Here is a 16,236-nt window from a genome sequence, read left to right on the forward strand (position 1 = left end):
GTCATGCTAAGGGTTCCCCGTTTCGGCGCCGGGTGGCATTGACCCTTCCTCTACACGGGCGCCCCTGAGGAGGTTCACCATCCCGTAGTTTCCCTCGTGGCACGCGTACTCGTACATGACGCCCTCGGTCATGGGCATGTCCAGAGCCGCCGTCCAGGGGCGCGTCCAGGTCGCCGGGTCTTCAACCGTTACCTCGTAGCGCAGGGTGCCGCTGTCGAGACGCGAGAAGCGTTCGACCAGACGCAGGTTGGAGGTCGACCCTCGGTAGGGTGTTCTGTCGGTGAAGTTCATTGTCTCGACTACGAGCGTGTCGCCCTCCCATCGCCCACGCGAATCGCCCAGCCACTGCCGGATGCCTGGGTCGAGATGTGGGGTTCCGTCGAGCGGAATGACCCGCGTCTCATGCACCATCTCATGCAGAATCGCCACGTGCGTCGGGGTCTGGAACAGTTGGAAGTTGTTGTTGTAGACACCCCCGAGTCGTGGCAGAACCCGCGTTATACAGCGCTCCCAGAGATTCCGGTCCTCGGGGCCGTTCGAGGTACGTGCGCGACCGCCCCCGCCGCCGCCAGGCTGGCGTGATCCCAAACGCGCCTCGCCCTCCTGAGAGAGCGGCGGAAGTCGACCATCCGCAGGATCGACGATCAGCGCCGTGCGGCCGTCCGAGAGTCCACGATCCCACCAAACCTGGTCGTACGCGAGCGCGACGTCTCGCTCGGGCGTGAGCTCGCTCCTGCGACTCGACTCAGCGAAGGTTGTCGCTTCCAGGTTGGCTTGGGCGATTTCCTCCTCTGTCAGGAACTCCCTGCCCGCGTACTCTTCGGGGCGCTGGAGCGGCGTCGCAGTGCCGTGATTCCAGACGCCCTGCAGGTCCGGGTCGCCCCACGCCGTCCGCAACGATGGGGCGCCGGAATCCGCGGATGATTGTTGTGCGACGGAAAGCCCGGGTGCGAGCAGGGCGCTCAGGAATACGGCGACCGGCGCCGTGCAACGTCTTCGTGACATCTCTTACGACCTCCTGCTGTGTTACCGGATTGCGTCTTCCGGCAGGCGCAGCGCCACGAGCGCTCCCGGCTGCCCGCGCCGCGCGCTCCCCGCCTGCATGAGGATGTACTGCACTCCCTCATCGAGGTACGTCATCATGCCGTACTGGCCCGGAATGGGCACCTCGACGCTGGCGACGATCTCGCCCGTCCGCTTGTCTCGGGCCCGCAGCAGCGGCTGGCCGTTCTCACTGAGCTCCGCCTCGCCCCGCAGATCCTCGGTGGTCTGCACCAGCAGATCGCCCACCACCATCTGGATGGAATGCCCCGAACCGCCCAGGTTGGGCAGATCGACGCCGGCCAGACGAGGGTGGTTCCGGAACCGCTCGGGAGTCTCCCCGATTGGGATCTCCCAGAGCCGCTCCCCCGTGTTCATGTCGTAGGCGGACAGTGCCTGAAAAAGGGGACGGTACACCGGCAGCCCGTCGATCTGGGCCGGGAACTCAGCCGGTCCGCCGGGCGCCCAGGCCGCCACGGTCGTGCCCGTGGTGGGCGTGTGCCGCTCCCGGCCCCGCCAGGCTTCGGCCGACCGTCCGGGCAACCCGCGCGGCTCATCGACGCCGTTGGTCGGCACCATGAAGCGCGGCGCGCTGCACGCCCGGCTGTGAGACGCGTACAGGATCCCGGTCGTCGGGTCGGCCACCGGCGGCTTGTAGATGTTGACTCCGCCCATGCAACCGATCACGTTCCGGTAGTCGTTGTCGTGCGGATACGGCAGCGGAGGCATGTACAGGCCTCCGACCCGGAACTCGCTCAGAATCTCCAGCGCCTCGCGCTTCAGCTCCGGCGTGAAGTCGAGCACGTAGTCTTCGGTCAACCCATCGGCAGCGATCGGGTCGAGCGGTTCCGGCCGGGTCGGATACGGCTGAGTGGCGGCCGTGTAGTTGCCCGGCACCTGGGTCTGCATCACCGGTCGCTCCTCGATCGGCCAGAGCGGCTCACCGGTGGCCCGGTTGAAAGCGAAGATGAGCCCCTGCTTGGTGTTCTGGATGAGCGCCGGCACCCGCGCGCCGTCGACCGTCAGGTCCATCAGGATCGGCGCGGTCGGTATGTCGTAGTTCCACTGGTCGCTGCGGTGGATCTGGTAGTGCCACCGCCGCTCCCCGGTCGCCACGTCGAGGGCCAGAACGCTTCCGCCGAACAGGTTGTGGCCCGGCCGATGGCCCGTGTAGGACTGGACCGTCGAGGCGTTGGTCACCAGGTAGACGAGCCCGAGCTCGGGGTCGGCCGAGGCTGGCGCCCAGGTGGACATGTCGCCCGACCAGCGCCACGCGTCGTTCTCCCAGGTCTCGTGGCCGTATTCGCCGGGACGGGGGATGATGTGGAACTTCCACAGCACCTCGCCGGTTCGGGCATCGACACCCATGATGTCGCCGGGCACGTTCTCGATGCGGGTCTGGTCGTAGCTCGGCTCATGCCCCACCAGCACGACGACCACGCCGTTGACCACGATCGGGGGCGACGACGCGGTGACCATCCCGAGTTGCTGGGGAATGCCATGGCCGGGGTCATACGGGCCGTCCCACGCCAGCCAGGGGCCCCAGTCGGCTACCAGCGGCGGAATGAGGTCCACGACCCCGTTCGGGGAAAAGGCGTCGACGCCGACCGGCTCGCCCCACCCCTCGAGCGGTCGCCCGGTCTCGGCATCCAACGCCCAGAGAAAGAAGGCGGGCGACGTGATGAAGACGACGCCCCGGCCGTCCACCTCCGCATACGCGACACCCTTGCCGAAGTCGCTGCGCGGCGATCGGAGATAACGCATCGTCTCCGGCTCACGGAAAGTCCAGAGGGTCTCGCCGGTCGCGGCGTCAATCGCCACCACCTGCCGCCGCTGGCCGGCCACGGTATAGAGCACGCCGTCGGCGAACACCGGCGTGGACCGCACGGTGTATTCCATCCCGGGCCCGAAGTTGTCGCCTCGCCAGATCCAGGCGACCTCCAGGTCGGCAAAGTTGCCGGCGTTGATCTGCGTGAGCCAGGGGTTGGAGCGGGTGTGGCCGGCGTCGCCGCCCAGATAGCGCCACTCCCCGTCCGCGACCCCCGGAAGCTGCGCGGCGACCGGGGAAGTCATGCCGAGCAGGCAGACGATTGCCGACAGGATGCCGCTTGTCGTGCGGTAACGCTTCATCGTGCTCCTCCGGCTTACCGGCTCGCTACAGATAGCACGGAAGGGAGGAAAGCGCCGCCTCCGGTCGTGGGCCAGGGTCACGGCGCCGTCGCGCAGCGAAAGCTCTGCTCGTTGTTCACGTCGCCGCTGCCGTCGTACTCCGCCACCTGCGGATACGGACAGACGGGACGGGTGAGCGTCACCTGGCCGTCCGCATCGAGCTTGGACGCCACGAGGCGCTCCGGAGCGTGGCCATCCTCGACCCAGGCGCGGATCGCCTCCACCCAGTCGACGCGATCCGGCCCGGGGCCACCGGCGCAGTGCAACACGCCCGGCAGCATGTAAAGGCGAGCGTAGTCGCGGGCCGAGGGATCACCCGCCTCAAGCTGCTCGTAGTAGTCGATCGTTCCCTCCGGCGCGAGGGCCAGATCCGACCAGCCGGTCCAGTAGATGATCTTCCCGTTGCGGTCACGGAAGGCGCTCAGGTCGGTGCTGGTCGCGTTCAGGATGTCCGCCGTGGCGGCGGTGTCCTCCGCCCAGGTGGCGAAGTCGTACTGCGTGTAGTCCCACGCCGGATCGCTGAAGACGAAGTACTTGAACAGCTCCGTGCCGAACCCGAACTGGGCGTTCGGGACGCCCGTGGCCCGACGCGCGTCGGCCGCCACGACCCACGAGTCCCATCCGCCACGGTCGTTTTCACCACCGTAGTTGAAGCCGCTATAGACCCGCTCGCCGTTCGAGGTCGGACCCTCGTACACGCGCTCGATGGCCGCGACCTGGGCCGCCGTCACGCAGCCGGCCGCCGCCACCTCATCGGGGCAGCGGGGCAAATCCGCAGGCTTGAAGTCGCACCGTCGCGGATCCGTCATGGCGCCATCGACTACGCCGTCGTCGCCGTCACACGCGGCCAGAATGCTTGAACCGAGCAACTCCAGAGTGTCCGGTGTCAGGACGGGCGAGTCGAGGTCGCCGGTGGGATAGATCGCCTGCTGGTTCTGTACGAAGCCGGCCGCGATGCCGGTCCAGTGATAGGCGGGAGCGGCGGCGACGATACCGTCGAAGTCCTCGGGGTACCGCTGCGACTCCATCATCGCCTGTCCGCCGCCACGGCTGCAGCCGACGAAGTAGGAGTAGTCGGGTCCGCGGTCGTAGTAGTGGCCGATGATCGACTTCGCGGCCTCGGCGGTCAGGTGCACCGCCCGGTGTCCGAAGTTCTCCTGGCGCTCGGGATGATTCAGCGCCCAGGACGCCTGGATGCCGTTTCCTTCGTGCCCGGTATCGGTCCCGACGGTCGCGTAGCCACGCTCGAGGGGGCCACCGCCGTAGGCATAGAGACCACGGGCCTGATTCTGCACGCTGCCCACGAACCCACCACCGCCGCCCATCAGGAAGCGTCCGGTCCACGCATCGGGTTCCGGCAACAACAGCTCGAACTTGATCTCGGTCTCGATCACCCCGCTGACGCGGCAGTGGGCTGGCACACCGTCCGTGGCCTCGACCGATTCGGCGGCGTCTATGCGCATGTCGATCAGGTCGAGCGCCGCCAGATCGCCGCAGGCGTTGACCGGATCCGCGGCGTCCGCTCCATCCGTGCCGGAGGCCGCGCAAGCGGCGGCGCCGGACAGACTGACGGCGGTGAGCAGCGCCAGGAAAGTTCGATTCATCGACGGCATGGAAATCCTCCCTACAAGCACTCGCGGGTGCAGCCACGAGCGGCGTCCAGCGTCGGCGCCCTTACCCGGGCGGCCGCTTGATCTCTATCGTAGCCGTGAGCCATTGGTCGCCGCCGCCGAGCTCCCACGAGACCGGGCCGGAGGCGCCGGCCGACGCGTGACGCGTATCCGAGACCGCCAGCCCCACGGCACGCTCGATCTGGACGCATGCGGACAACGGCGGGCCGCAGCCGTTCGTCGGATCGTCCGCCGCGGGGGGAAACGAGACGATGCTCAGCCGTACCCGCGGAGGTTCGTCTGTCAGCGCCACCGCCCCCTGGAGAAACCGGCCGGCGTCGTCCAGTTCGCCCACGGCGATCCGCAGGGCGCGGGACCCGTCCCGGGTGGTTTCGACCACCGGCGCGTTCGGGGTATCCGACGACCCGCGCGTGTGCCCCGCCGCGCCGATCGGCGCGTTCACATCGACATTCGAGAACCGCACCACGGCAGCTGCCGCCTGCCGCCTGCCGCTCCAGGAAAAGGAGGCGGTGGACTCCGATCCGTCGGCGATTCTGTAGAAGACGGCCAGTTGACACGCGGTCCCCTGTCCATCCGCCTGGCACGTGGCCCCGTTGAAGCCACCGAAGCCGGGCACCGCCGTCCATCCGTCGGGCCCGGACGTATTCGGATTCCCCGGCACGCCGAGGATCGCCACGAGGAGATCCCCACTCTCGTTCTCCCCTGGCGGCACCGGGACCGACACCTCCGCCGCTCCACTCACGCCGGTCTGGCCGATCGCGACGCTCTCGAAACTGGGACTCGGACCGCATGCGGCCAGAAGCGCACTGGTCAGGACGCCCACGCTAGCGAGCCTTCCGGTCATGGTGCCTCCCTTGGAAAGCCCGCACGCCACGGCCTCGAACGGGGCGGATTGCCGGTCATCATCACGCGTATACCCCCGGAGGGCGCGGTGCACCGAGCTAACTGCACGATATCGACACGAGGGGCGATCGTCAATCCCGAACCGGCATGCCGGCGCATCGCGCCGAAACCACTCAGGTCCGCCGTTCCTCCCCGGCGGTCAATGGGTCCGGCGGATGCCGGCCGCGCTGCAGACGGGGCGCTGCCTACTGCGACTCTTCCGCCGAGCCGCCGGCGCCCTCGCGGGCCGCGGCCAGTTCGTCGTACTCGGCCTCGTCGAGGTACGTGATGCCGATCCAGGCGTGGGACATCTCGTCGACCCCCCGCGCCCCGAACACGACCCACTGATCCGGATCGGGGTTGATCCGGTTCGCCGCCGTGTTGTCGAACTTCGAACGTAGCATCAGGACGGTCCCCCTGGGCAACAGTGGCTGCGCGTCTTCGTCGTAGACGTAGGCGATCTGCCAGTTATGGTCGTAACGGTTGACGCTGCTGAGCAACTCGCGGCGGCCGTCGGGGTAGAGCGCCGTCATCGACATTTCGGTGCCCCGCATGTGCATGTGAGGCCGGAAACTCTGGATCAGCGCCGGCTCCTCCATGACGTACTGGTCCTCGAGCACCAGATGTCCGTGCGGCGGAATGAGGATGTCGCTGGCGCGCAACCTCTCGCGATGCGTGCCGTCAACATAGAACTGCCGCTCGCCGGCAGTCACCTTCTCCGGCACCTCGTCCTCGGGGTAGAGCCACACGCCGACCTGGGCCACCTCCGTCACCTCCTCGCCCACCGGGAAGTAGTGGAGATTGAAGCGGACCGAGCCAGGACCCGGCGGCAGCAGCTTGCCGACCCCCTCCGGCAACACGTCCCAACGCTTGCCGATGCCCATCCCGACCAGTCGCACCGACGGCGGTCGCTCCTCCCCGTCTGCCGGCTCCTCGCCCCGCAACACGGCGTGCCCGTGATGCGTGACCTTGATTCCGACCGGATACGACGGCTTGAACTCCGCCGCGCGAATGTACCGGGGCACGTCGAAGCCCTCGAACTCGATCTCCGGCTCCCACCATTGATCCTGTCCGTTGGCCACCACGGTGTAGGGCGTCGACCGAACGATGAAGTCCGGCGGACGGCCAAGCACGGCCTGCACCTCCCAGACGTCGGCCGGCGGGAACTCCAGCGGTTCCGGCAGGTCGGCCGGATCACCCTCCGGCGCTCCCGCATCCACCCATCGGACAATAGTGCCGATCTCGTCCTCGGTCAGGGAGATGTCGTTCTTGAAGGCCTGGATGCCCACGGTCTGGTCGAGGTGCCAGGGGGGCATCAGGCGTCTCTCCACCCGGTCCCGGATGCTGCGCGCCCAGGGACGCGCTTCCCGATAGGTGAGCAGCGACATCGGCCCGATGCCGGTGGGCTGGTGACACTGCTGGCACGAGCGTTGCAGGATGGGCGCGACGTCCCGGCTGAATGTGGGCTGCGCGTCGGCCGCCGACGGCGCGCCCGTGCCGCCGGACTGCGCGAGAGCCCCGCCGGCGCCCGCGAGCAGCAGCGCCACGGCCAGCCCTGCGCCGAGACTTCCGCGCCAGCCAATCAATCTGTCCGACTTCGCCATGAGCGTCTTCTCCCCCTGCCAGCTCCGATCGGCGGTCACGGAACTACGGTAACCGGCAGGAACCCGTTGGTCCAGCAGCACTGGAACTCGAACTCCCGGATCACGTTGAACGCAAGCACCCGTAGCAGATAGTCGCCAGGTTCGGCGAAAGTCGCCGTGGCAGTGACCTTCGCCCCACCCTCCTGTGCCCAAGCGTCCGGCTCGACCTCGGCGGTCCGTTCGACGAACGTGACGTCACCCGGGCCCTGGTGCTTGAACCACTTGACGTTGATGGGACGTTCGTCCTCGGCGGCCGCGGCGTCGCGAGCCACCCAGGCGCCGAGATCGAGCGGCGCTCCCGCCTTCGCCTGGAGGCGCTTGCCGGTAATCCCCCTGGGCCCGCGACCAGCCGGTCCGTCCAGCGCGAAACGCAGCAGCGGTGACACGGTCGACCGTCCCGGAAACTCCCAACCGGCCAACTCATAGGCGGGGCTGGTCAGCCGCCCCGGCACCGAAAGCGTCTGCCCGCGGACGTGCAGCGTCCAGACCACGTCGCGATCGCCGAAATCCGCCGGCACCGTCACCGTGAAAGCGCCCCAGTGGCGCCGGTCGCTTTCCGGGACCGGCTCGAACCGCGTCGGCTGGCCGCCGTCGAACTCGGCTGGCGCGATGAAGTTCTCGGGCCCCAGCGGGATCTCCAGGGTTTCCTTGGTGTTCACGTTGAAGTAGCCGAACGACAGCTCGAACGTGCCGTCAGGGTTCCGGTACCACCCCTCGAAGATGGGCACCACGGGTCCGCCCGACGGCCGCAGCAACTGCACGTCGAACTGCGTCTCGCCCGGGTTGGCGACCCGCCGCTCCGAGGCGCGCTGCGCTGCCAGATCGGCGCCGCCGAGGGCGCTGGCCACCGCGAGCGCGAGCACGAGCGTTCCTGTCGGTCTCATCGTGTGCTGAGGCTAACGTGGGCGCAACCGGCCGAGGTCCCACGAACGGACAAACCGGCATCATAGCGCATGCCGGAGCGGCCTCGCGGTCCCTCGGCCACGATCTCGACATCCAAGCGGGGGTCGACGGCCATCACCGCGTTTCAATCGCAGTGCGGCCGAAGTCCTGGTCTGCGATACTGGGGTGACCGATTCCGGTCCGCATGCGGCAACACCACGTCACCCTGTCGGTACTGCTGGCTAGCGTTCTCGCTCTGAACGCGGCGCACTTGGCCGCGCAGGCGGGGACGACGACCGGGATCATCCGGGGCACTGTCAGCGATCCGGCGGGCGACCCCGTGCCCGCCGCGGTGATCGTCATCCAGAACCGGGACACGGACCTGGTGACGACGGTGGTGACCTCCGGCTCTGGGACGTTCGTGCGTACGCTGCTGCCGCCGGGAGCCTACGACCTGACGGTGGCGCCGGCCACCGCGGGATTCGGCACGGAGCGAATCGAGGGCGCGGTTCTCCGTGTGGGCGAGACGCTCGACCTGGAGGTGGAGCTGCGCGTCGTGGCGGCGGAGACGGTGACCGTCGTCAGCAAGCTGCCGTCGCCCGTCGACACGACGGACGTCACGCGCTCGCAGCGGATTCGGGAAGACGTGGTGGACGGGCTGCCGAGCAACGGCCGCAACTTCCTGAACCTGACACTGCTCACGCCCGGCACTTCCATCTCGCAGGGGCCGGACGGCGACGAGCTCAACATCGCGGGGCAGCGCGGCATCTTCAACAACTTCATCGTCGACGGCGCCGACTTCAACAACCCCTTCTTCGGGGAGCAGCGCGGCGGGCAGCGGCCCGCCTTCACCTTCAATCAGGACGCCATCGAGGACCTGGTGGTGGTGAACCAGGGTGCGACGGCGGAGTACGGCCGCTCCGCGGGCGGGTTCGTCAACGTAATCACGAAATCGGGAACCAACGTGTTGACGGGCTCGGCCCACTATTACGGCCAGTGGGACGAGATCGCGGCGCCCTTTCCGGCTGCGCGCGGCGGTGAGAAACCCGATTTCGGCCGCAACCAGGCGGGCGCTACGCTGGGCGGTCCGCTCGTCCGCGACCGGGCCTTCTTTTTCGTTGCGTATGACCAGCAGGAGTCCGACGAAACCAAGCAGTCAACCCGCCATGTGGTGAACCGGGCGAACCTGGAACGGCTCGATCAGTTCCTCCAGACACGTTGGCCGGGCCTGTTCGACGGCGAGTTCGGGCCGATTCGGCGCACCGACGACGCGCGGTCGCTCCTCGCCAAGGTGGACCTGAACCTGGACGGCCGGCACCAGGCCTCCGTCAAGTACAACTACACGTGGGCGGAGCAGGTGAACGGCACGTTCGACGTCGACGCCTGGGGAGCGTCGGCCAACGGGATCGAAGGCGGGTACTCACACGCCCTCAACGGCAGCCTCCGCTCCCTGCTAACCAACGCGCTCTCCAACGAGTTCCGCATCCAATGGGCACGGGAGGACCGGCCACGGCGGTACGACGGCCCGGTGCTGCGCGGCGCGCGGACTGCCGGCCCGCCACAATTCGACCGGCTGGGCGGGCGGCCGTTCCCAGACATCTCGATGGACTTCGCCGACGGCTTTCGGATCGGGCTGCCGTTCTTCCTTCCCGTCGATCCCTACTTCGACACCCGGCTTCAGGTGGTCGACAACCTCTCGTTCGCCGCCGGCAGTCATCTCTTCAAGGCGGGGTTCGAGTACAACCGGACCCACGCGGAGCAGCAGTTCGTCGGGCTGGCGAACGGCCGCTACATCTTCGATTCGGTCGACGGCTTCATCGACTTTGTGACGCACGGCAACCACTACGTCACCTGCTCCGACGGATCGTCCAGCGCCCTGGGCGTCTGCGCGCCGGGGGCGGACGTGGCAGGCCCTGTGCTCCTTTACCTGCAAGCCGTGACCGTGCCTGGAATTCCTTCGAACCAGCTCGGGGCGCAGGCGCTTGATACGCAGGAACTGGGCGTGTTCATTCAGGACACCTGGCAGCCGCACGACCGCGTGACTCTGGACCTCGGGCTCCGCTGGGAAGGCACCTGGCACCCGAAGGTCTTCGTCGAACCGCAGGACGCTTTCTTCGCGCCGTACCTCGACGACCCACGCTTTCCGTCCGATGGCCGGATTCCTGACGACTTCGACAACTTCCAGCCGCGCGCCGGCGTAGCCTGGGACGTTGCCGGCGATGGCCGGACGGTAGTGCGTGGAAATGCCGGATCCTATGTGGCGCGGATCCCGATGCTCGTTTTCGCGCAGCACCGGTCGACCAATGGCGCCTTTCAGCAGACTCTGTTCCGCAGCAGCGCCGACGCTCCGGTACTCGGCCCCGTGCCTTCCATCGACCATCTCATCGACGCTTCCACGACACCCCCGTTCCTGCCGGACATCCAGGTTGCCGATCGCGACTTCGAGCTGCCGCGCACCTGGTCGTTCAGCACCGGCGTGGACCGGGATCTGGGCCGCGGCGTCGCGGCAAGCGCCACGTTCATCCACGCGAGGACCGACCACCTGTTCCGGTTCGTGAACCGGAACGATCCGGCCTTCGGCTCCCCGTTCGGGCTAGGCACCCATCCCTCCGGAGGCGGCATCAACGCGCTGACCGTCGCCGAGAGCAGCGCGCGCTCGCGGTATTCCGCCCTCACCCTCGGACTGCGCGGGCGCGGCGCGGTGCGCAGCCGGCCGGTCACTTTCGAGACCCACTACACGCTCGCCTTCGACCGCTCGGACGACGACAACGAGCGCGATCCGTTCACCCTGCGGTACGCCGACGCCAGCAACCTCGCGCCGGAATACGGATGGTCGGATCGTGACCGTCGACACCAGGTGAGCGGCTACCTGCTTATTGCCCTCCCGGGTGACCTGCAGCTCAACAACGTGGTCCGCTACCTCTCCGCCTCGCCTGCCTCCGAGTCCTGCGCCAACCGGGGCATGCGGGCGGCACAGCCGTCGGACCGCATTTGTGCGGACGGCACCATTCTCACGCGCAACACGCTGCGGCGCGACAACGCGTTCTTCACCTGGGACATCCGGTTCTCCCGGCGCTTCACGCTTCGCAACGGCGCCGTCGTAGAGCCGCTAGTCGAGGTGTTCAACCTGACGAACGCCGACAACTTCCTCGACAGCGCGCACGGATCGTTGCTCTTCAACTTCGACGGCGCACTACGCAGCGGCCTCGGCGATACGCGCCGCGGCCAGGTGGGGCTCAGCGTCCGGTTCTGAACTGGCGGCGCGCCGGACGATCCAACCGCGCAGCTTAGCGGCCCAGGCGGCTACCGCGGCGGGGGCGAAGGCGCCGGAGGCGGAGCAGGAGGCGCCGGCTGTGGAGGAAGCACGTTGCCCGGAGCCGTTCCGAGCTCCGCCTCCAACCATTCACCGTTCACACGGAGGACGATTACCCCCATCGGCTTGTCTCCGTGCATCCCGTGAACCCTGAACCCGACTTCCTCACCCGTCAATACGACGGGCTCCGTAAGCGGCGCCCATGGCCGCGACCACTGCGCACCGGCCCAGCTCGCCACAGCCAGCAGGGATCCACACCAGATTGCAATCAGCAAGACGAGTGCGCTTCTGGACATAGCAGCCTCTTCCTCTATCTCGATCTTCTGGCAGCCTTAGACCCCGGCTGTCCTGATCTGCCCCGTTCCCGCACCTCACCCGCCGCACGGTGCTATAACGGAAAGAGGACGTCCGGTCACATGGCCGTCAGCGTTTTCGACCTCTTCACCATCGGGATCGGCCCGTCGAGTTCCCACACCGTCGGACCGATGCGGGCGGCGCGACAGTTCGGGCTGGAGCTGGAGGCGGCCGGCAGCCTGCAGCGGGTCACGCGCGTCCAGGTGCAACTGTTCGGCTCGCTCGCCGCGACCGGTCGCGGCCATGGCAGCCACAAGGCGTTGATGCTCGGACTGGAAGGGGAAACCGCCGAGCAGACCGACATCGACCGGATCCCGGCCCGGATCGCCACGATCAACCAGAACCGGCGCCTGACCCTGCTCGGCCGCCAAGCGATCGACTTCGACACGGAGACAGACCTCGTGTTCGAACGGCGTGGGAGCCTCCCCGGGCACCCGAACGGCATGCGCTTCGTCGCGTTCGCGGGCCCCGACGTCGTCGAGGAACGAATCTACTACTCCGTCGGCGGCGGTTTCGTGGCAACCGCGGACGCTGATGGGCAGGCGGTGCTCACCGAGCGCGACACTTCGCTCCCGCTGCCGTTCAGCACGGGCCGGGAGTTGCTCGCGCTGTGCGGCCACCACCGGCTGGCAATCAGCGACGTGATGTTGCGCAACGAGTGCGCCTGGCGGCCGGAAGCGGAGGTGCGAGCCGGCCTGCTGCGGATCTGGGAAGCGATGCAGCAGTGCGTGCGGCGGGGCTGCGAGAACCACGGGCAGTTGCCCGGCCTGAAGCTGGAGCGGCGGGCAGCCACGCTGTACCGGCAACTGAACAGTCAGCCGGACGCCGCGCGCCACGATCCCCTGGCCGTCATTGACTGGGTGAATCTGTTCGCTCTGGCGGTGAACGAGGAGAACGCGATGGGCGGCCGCGTCGTTACCGCCCCGACGAACGGGGCGGCGGGGATCATCCCCGCCGTGCTGCACTACTACGCCCGGTTCTGTGACGGAGCGAACGACGACGGCGTCGTCCGGTTTCTGCTGACTGCCGGCGGGATCGGCCTCCTGTTCAAGGCGAATGCCTCGATCAGCGGAGCCGAGGTGGGCTGCCAGGGCGAGGTAGGGTCCGCCTGCTCGATGGCCGCCGGCGCGCTGACCGAGGTGCTCGGCGGCTCGCCCGCCCAGGTCGAGAACGCCGCCGAGATCGGGATGGAGCACAATCTCGGCCTGACCTGCGACCCGGTGGCCGGCCTGGTGCAGATCCCGTGCATCGAACGCAACGCCATGGCGTCGGTGGAAGCGATCAACGCTTCGCGCCTGGCCCTGCGCGGCACGGGGCGGCACTTCGTCTCTCTCGACAAGGTCATCCGGACGATGCGGGACACCGGCCGCGACATGCAGGAGAAGTACAAGGAAACCTCCCGCGGCGGACTGGCGATGCATGCCGTCAGTGTGCCGGTCAGCATCATCGAGTGCTAGTCGCGCCCTCCCTTCTCGCCGTCGGGCTGGGGCTTCTGTGCATATACTCCACGCGTGAAGCGCACCTACCTTGCGGTAGTAGTCGTCCAGGTCGTGGTTCTCGCGGCGCTATGGCTGGTTTCCCGTCACTTCGGCGGCTGACCCGCCGTTCCCGGACTCTTCTGGCGAGTCTCGGCGTCGCGCTTCTCGGGTTCACCATCGCCGCGCCGCTCGCCGCCGCACAATCGGCGGCGGTCAGCGGCATCGTCGCCGACGAGACCGGCGCCGTTCTGCCCGGCGTTGCCGTGACATTGCGCGGCGGGCCGGGCGTTTCGCAGGAAATCCTCACCGACGCGACGGGCCGGTTCGCGTTCCAGGGCTTGGCGTCAGGCACGTACACGGTCACGGCGTTCCTCAGCGGTTTCGGAGAAGTGACGACGGACGCCATCGCAGTTGCCGCCGATCCGGTCGCGTTGCCGCCCATAACGCTACGGCTCGCCACCTTCGACGAAGCCGTGGTGGTCACCGCGACACGGATCGAGGAACCGCTCCAGCAAGTACCGATGAGCATTTCCGCGGTGACCGGCGCGGACATCGAGCGGCGGGCCATCGGGAATCTGACGGAGCTGGCGCGCTGGACGCCCGGCCTGACCGTCGTGGATCAGGGCGCGCGCGGGAGCAACGTCGTGATCGTGCGCGGCCTCCACACCGATGCGATTAACGCATCGGAACAGGCGGGCAACAACTACAACAACGGCGTAGCCACGTACCTGGGTGACATTCCTCTCGCCGTCGACCTTCGGCTGCACGATGTCGAGCGGGTGGAGGTGCTGCTTGGACCCCAGGGGACGCTCTATGGCGCGGGAACCCTGGCGGGAGCCGTGCGCTATCTCCCGCGGCGGCCGGATACCGCGCGGCGCACCTTCGAAGTCCGGGGAGACCTGTTCGGCCTTTCGCACAGCGCGGCGGCCGGTTCCGATGCTGGTCTTACGTTCAACCTCCCGCTCGTGGCGAACCGGCTGGCGATCCGCGGTTCGGTTGATCGGTACTCGGACCCAGGGTTCATCGACTACGACTATCTCATCCAGACGCCGGGTGTCTCCGAGCCGGAGCCGGACCTGGCCAATCCCGAGGTGGTTGCGGCGAACCTTCGGCGGCAGCCGGATGCGAACACCGAAGAGACCCTGTCAGCCCGACTCTCGCTGCTGTGGCAGGCTGGGCCCAACTTCTCGGCGCTCCTGGCGTACCACCTGCAGGATCAGCGCGTGGGCGCGCGGCAGATCAACCACGCCCGCGCCTTCGAAACCGGGCGCTACGCCGCTGCCCACCGCTACCTCGAACCGAACGATCGCAGGAACGAGCTGCTGAGCCTCGAACTGAACTGGGAGCTGGGTGTTGCGCAACTGACGATAGCCGCCGGCTATTCGCAGTTTGAAGCGCTGGGGCAACGGGACCAGACCGACCTGCTAATCCAGGAGTTCGGCATCGCGGGGCTGCTGCCCAGCCGGTTCCCGGCCCTGGCGCGGGCGCAGGCGATCGACCCTTCCGTCTCTGCCGGCGATCTGACGTCCAGCTTTCGCGCCTTCAGCGCCTACACGCGGGAAGAGAGCCGCGAGGAGCGGTTCAACTGGGAATCGCGCCTCGTCTCCACCGGCGATGGGCCGTGGCACTGGGTCGGCGGCGGCTTCTTCAATGACTACGAGAGCCGCGGCACGAGCCACGAGTTCGCTCCCGGGCTGACCGGATTCTCCGGCGTCACGCCGATCCTCAGCGGGCGTGCTGTGAGCGAGCCGGTCGAGTACTACAGCCTGGGCGTACAGGACGTCCGGGAGCGCGCGCTGTTCGGGGAAATCTCACGTGACCTCGGCGAGCGGTGGCGGCTGACCGGCGGCGGCCGCTGGTTCGGCTACCGCATCGAGACCGGCAACCTCACGGAGTTTCCGTATACCCCGCTGTACAACTCGCCGTTCACGGACTTCGCGTCCGACGACAGCGGCATGCTGCTAAAGGCAAGCGTCCGCTACCGCATCAACGACGCGACGAACGTCTACTTCGCCCGGTCCGAGGGCTACCGGATCGGCGGCGGCAACAACTTCCGGGTGTGCAACGAGGACGAGATCGCTTTGCTGACGGACGACGATCCGGCCAACGACCCGCCCCAGTCCGGCTGCATTTACGCCGATCAGGCGCTGATCCGGCCCGACACGACCAGCAACTACGAGGTGGGGGTGCGGCGCTCGTGGGACAACGAGCGGTTCACTCTCAGCGGGACCCTGTTTCACGTCGACTGGGAGGACATTCAGGTGGCCGGGCTCACGCCGTTCAGCGCAGAACCGATCACACTGAACGGCGGCGCCGCCGTCAGCCGCGGCGTCGAGCTGGCCGCGAACGCGGGCTTGACGAGCGCGTTGCGCTTCCGTGGATCGTGGTCGTTCACCGACGCGAAGCTGAGCCAGGATTCTCCCGGGCTGCTGGACGGCGGGGCAGACGCTTTCGAAGGCGACCGACTGTCAGGCGCGCCGCGGAATCAGGGAAGCCTGCTCGCGTCGTACGCGACACTGCTGGGTAGCGGCACCGCGGTCGAACTGCTGTACGGCTATACCTATGTCGGCGACGTCTTCACCCGGATCGGGCTGCGCGCGGGCGGCGAGGCGCTGCCTGCGTACGACCTCCACAACCTGTCGGCGTCGATAGCGCGCGGGGACTGGAGGTTGACGTTCTACGCGGAGAATCTGCTTGACGAGTACGCGGTGACCGGCGTGCGCCTGACACCCGGCAAGATCGGCCTCACGGACGACGGCTTCCTGTCGCGCCGCTACTTTGCCAACGTGCTCGCGCCGCGACGCGCCGGCGTGCGTTTCCGGTACGCATTCGGGAACTAGTCG

9 protein-coding genes are annotated in these 16,236 nt (G+C 67.9%); 3 read left to right on the forward strand and 6 right to left on the reverse strand.

The annotated features are described in order from the left end of the window. Positions 1 to 6: 6 nt before the first annotated feature. From F4Y45_02040 to F4Y45_02065, 6 genes are all read right to left on the reverse strand, one after another. Positions 7 to 1,005, reverse strand: coding sequence for a hypothetical protein (locus tag F4Y45_02040; protein ID MXY23286.1), 999 nt, complete (start codon positions 1,003 to 1,005; stop codon positions 7 to 9). A 21-nt stretch (positions 1,006 to 1,026) separates the two neighbouring features. Beyond that, positions 1,027 to 3,171: a PQQ-binding-like beta-propeller repeat protein gene (locus F4Y45_02045; GenBank protein ID MXY23287.1), complete on the reverse strand. Its 2,145-nt coding sequence runs from the start codon at positions 3,169 to 3,171 to the stop codon at positions 1,027 to 1,029. A 77-nt stretch (positions 3,172 to 3,248) separates the two neighbouring features. Continuing rightward, complete coding sequence (locus tag F4Y45_02050) at positions 3,249 to 4,823, reverse strand: tannase/feruloyl esterase family alpha/beta hydrolase (protein MXY23288.1); 1,575 nt, start codon at positions 4,821 to 4,823, stop codon at positions 3,249 to 3,251. 61 nt (positions 4,824 to 4,884) lie between these two features. Then, positions 4,885 to 5,685 (reverse strand): hypothetical protein, encoded by an 801-nt coding sequence (locus F4Y45_02055; GenBank protein MXY23289.1) that lies wholly within the window; start codon positions 5,683 to 5,685, stop codon positions 4,885 to 4,887. 244 nt (positions 5,686 to 5,929) lie between these two features. After that, positions 5,930 to 7,327 (reverse strand): cytochrome c, encoded by a 1,398-nt coding sequence (locus F4Y45_02060; protein MXY23290.1) that lies wholly within the window; start codon positions 7,325 to 7,327, stop codon positions 5,930 to 5,932. 35 nt (positions 7,328 to 7,362) lie between these two features. After that, positions 7,363 to 8,250, reverse strand: coding sequence for a hypothetical protein (locus F4Y45_02065; protein ID MXY23291.1), 888 nt, complete (start codon positions 8,248 to 8,250; stop codon positions 7,363 to 7,365). A 203-nt stretch (positions 8,251 to 8,453) separates the two neighbouring features. Here F4Y45_02065 and F4Y45_02070 point away from each other — a divergent pair, with 203 nt between their 5' ends. The 3 genes from F4Y45_02070 to F4Y45_02080 all read left to right on the forward strand — a co-directional run bounded on the left by F4Y45_02070 (position 8,454) and on the right by F4Y45_02080 (position 16,233). Next, on the forward strand, positions 8,454 to 11,501 hold the full coding sequence (locus tag F4Y45_02070; protein ID MXY23292.1) for a TonB-dependent receptor: 3,048 nt from the start codon (positions 8,454 to 8,456) through the stop codon (positions 11,499 to 11,501). Between the two features lie 476 nt (positions 11,502 to 11,977). Then, complete coding sequence (locus F4Y45_02075) at positions 11,978 to 13,372, forward strand: L-serine ammonia-lyase (protein ID MXY23293.1); 1,395 nt, start codon at positions 11,978 to 11,980, stop codon at positions 13,370 to 13,372. Positions 13,373 to 13,482: 110 nt separating this feature from the next. Continuing rightward, positions 13,483 to 16,233: a TonB-dependent receptor gene (locus tag F4Y45_02080; GenBank protein ID MXY23294.1), complete on the forward strand. Its 2,751-nt coding sequence runs from the start codon at positions 13,483 to 13,485 to the stop codon at positions 16,231 to 16,233. Positions 16,234 to 16,236: the final 3 nt, after the last annotated feature.

This window comes from Acidobacteriota bacterium, from assembly GCA_009838525.1.
Taxonomy (GTDB): domain Bacteria; phylum Acidobacteriota; class Vicinamibacteria; order Vicinamibacterales; family UBA8438; genus VXRJ01.

Coding starts and splice junctions, on each gene's coding strand:
- F4Y45_02040 (MXY23286.1), bottom strand. CDS start 1,005: ATGTCACGAAGACGTTGCACGGCGCCGGTCGCCGTATTCCTGAGCGCC.
- F4Y45_02045 (MXY23287.1), bottom strand. CDS start 3,171: ATGAAGCGTTACCGCACGACAAGCGGCATCCTGTCGGCAATCGTCTGC.
- F4Y45_02050 (MXY23288.1), bottom strand. CDS start 4,823: ATGCCGTCGATGAATCGAACTTTCCTGGCGCTGCTCACCGCCGTCAGT.
- F4Y45_02055 (MXY23289.1), bottom strand. CDS start 5,685: ATGACCGGAAGGCTCGCTAGCGTGGGCGTCCTGACCAGTGCGCTTCTG.
- F4Y45_02060 (MXY23290.1), bottom strand. CDS start 7,327: ATGGCGAAGTCGGACAGATTGATTGGCTGGCGCGGAAGTCTCGGCGCA.
- F4Y45_02065 (MXY23291.1), bottom strand. CDS start 8,250: ATGAGACCGACAGGAACGCTCGTGCTCGCGCTCGCGGTGGCCAGCGCC.
- F4Y45_02070 (MXY23292.1), top strand. CDS start 8,454: ATGCGGCAACACCACGTCACCCTGTCGGTACTGCTGGCTAGCGTTCTC.
- F4Y45_02075 (MXY23293.1), top strand. CDS start 11,978: ATGGCCGTCAGCGTTTTCGACCTCTTCACCATCGGGATCGGCCCGTCG.
- F4Y45_02080 (MXY23294.1), top strand. CDS start 13,483: ATGGCTGGTTTCCCGTCACTTCGGCGGCTGACCCGCCGTTCCCGGACT.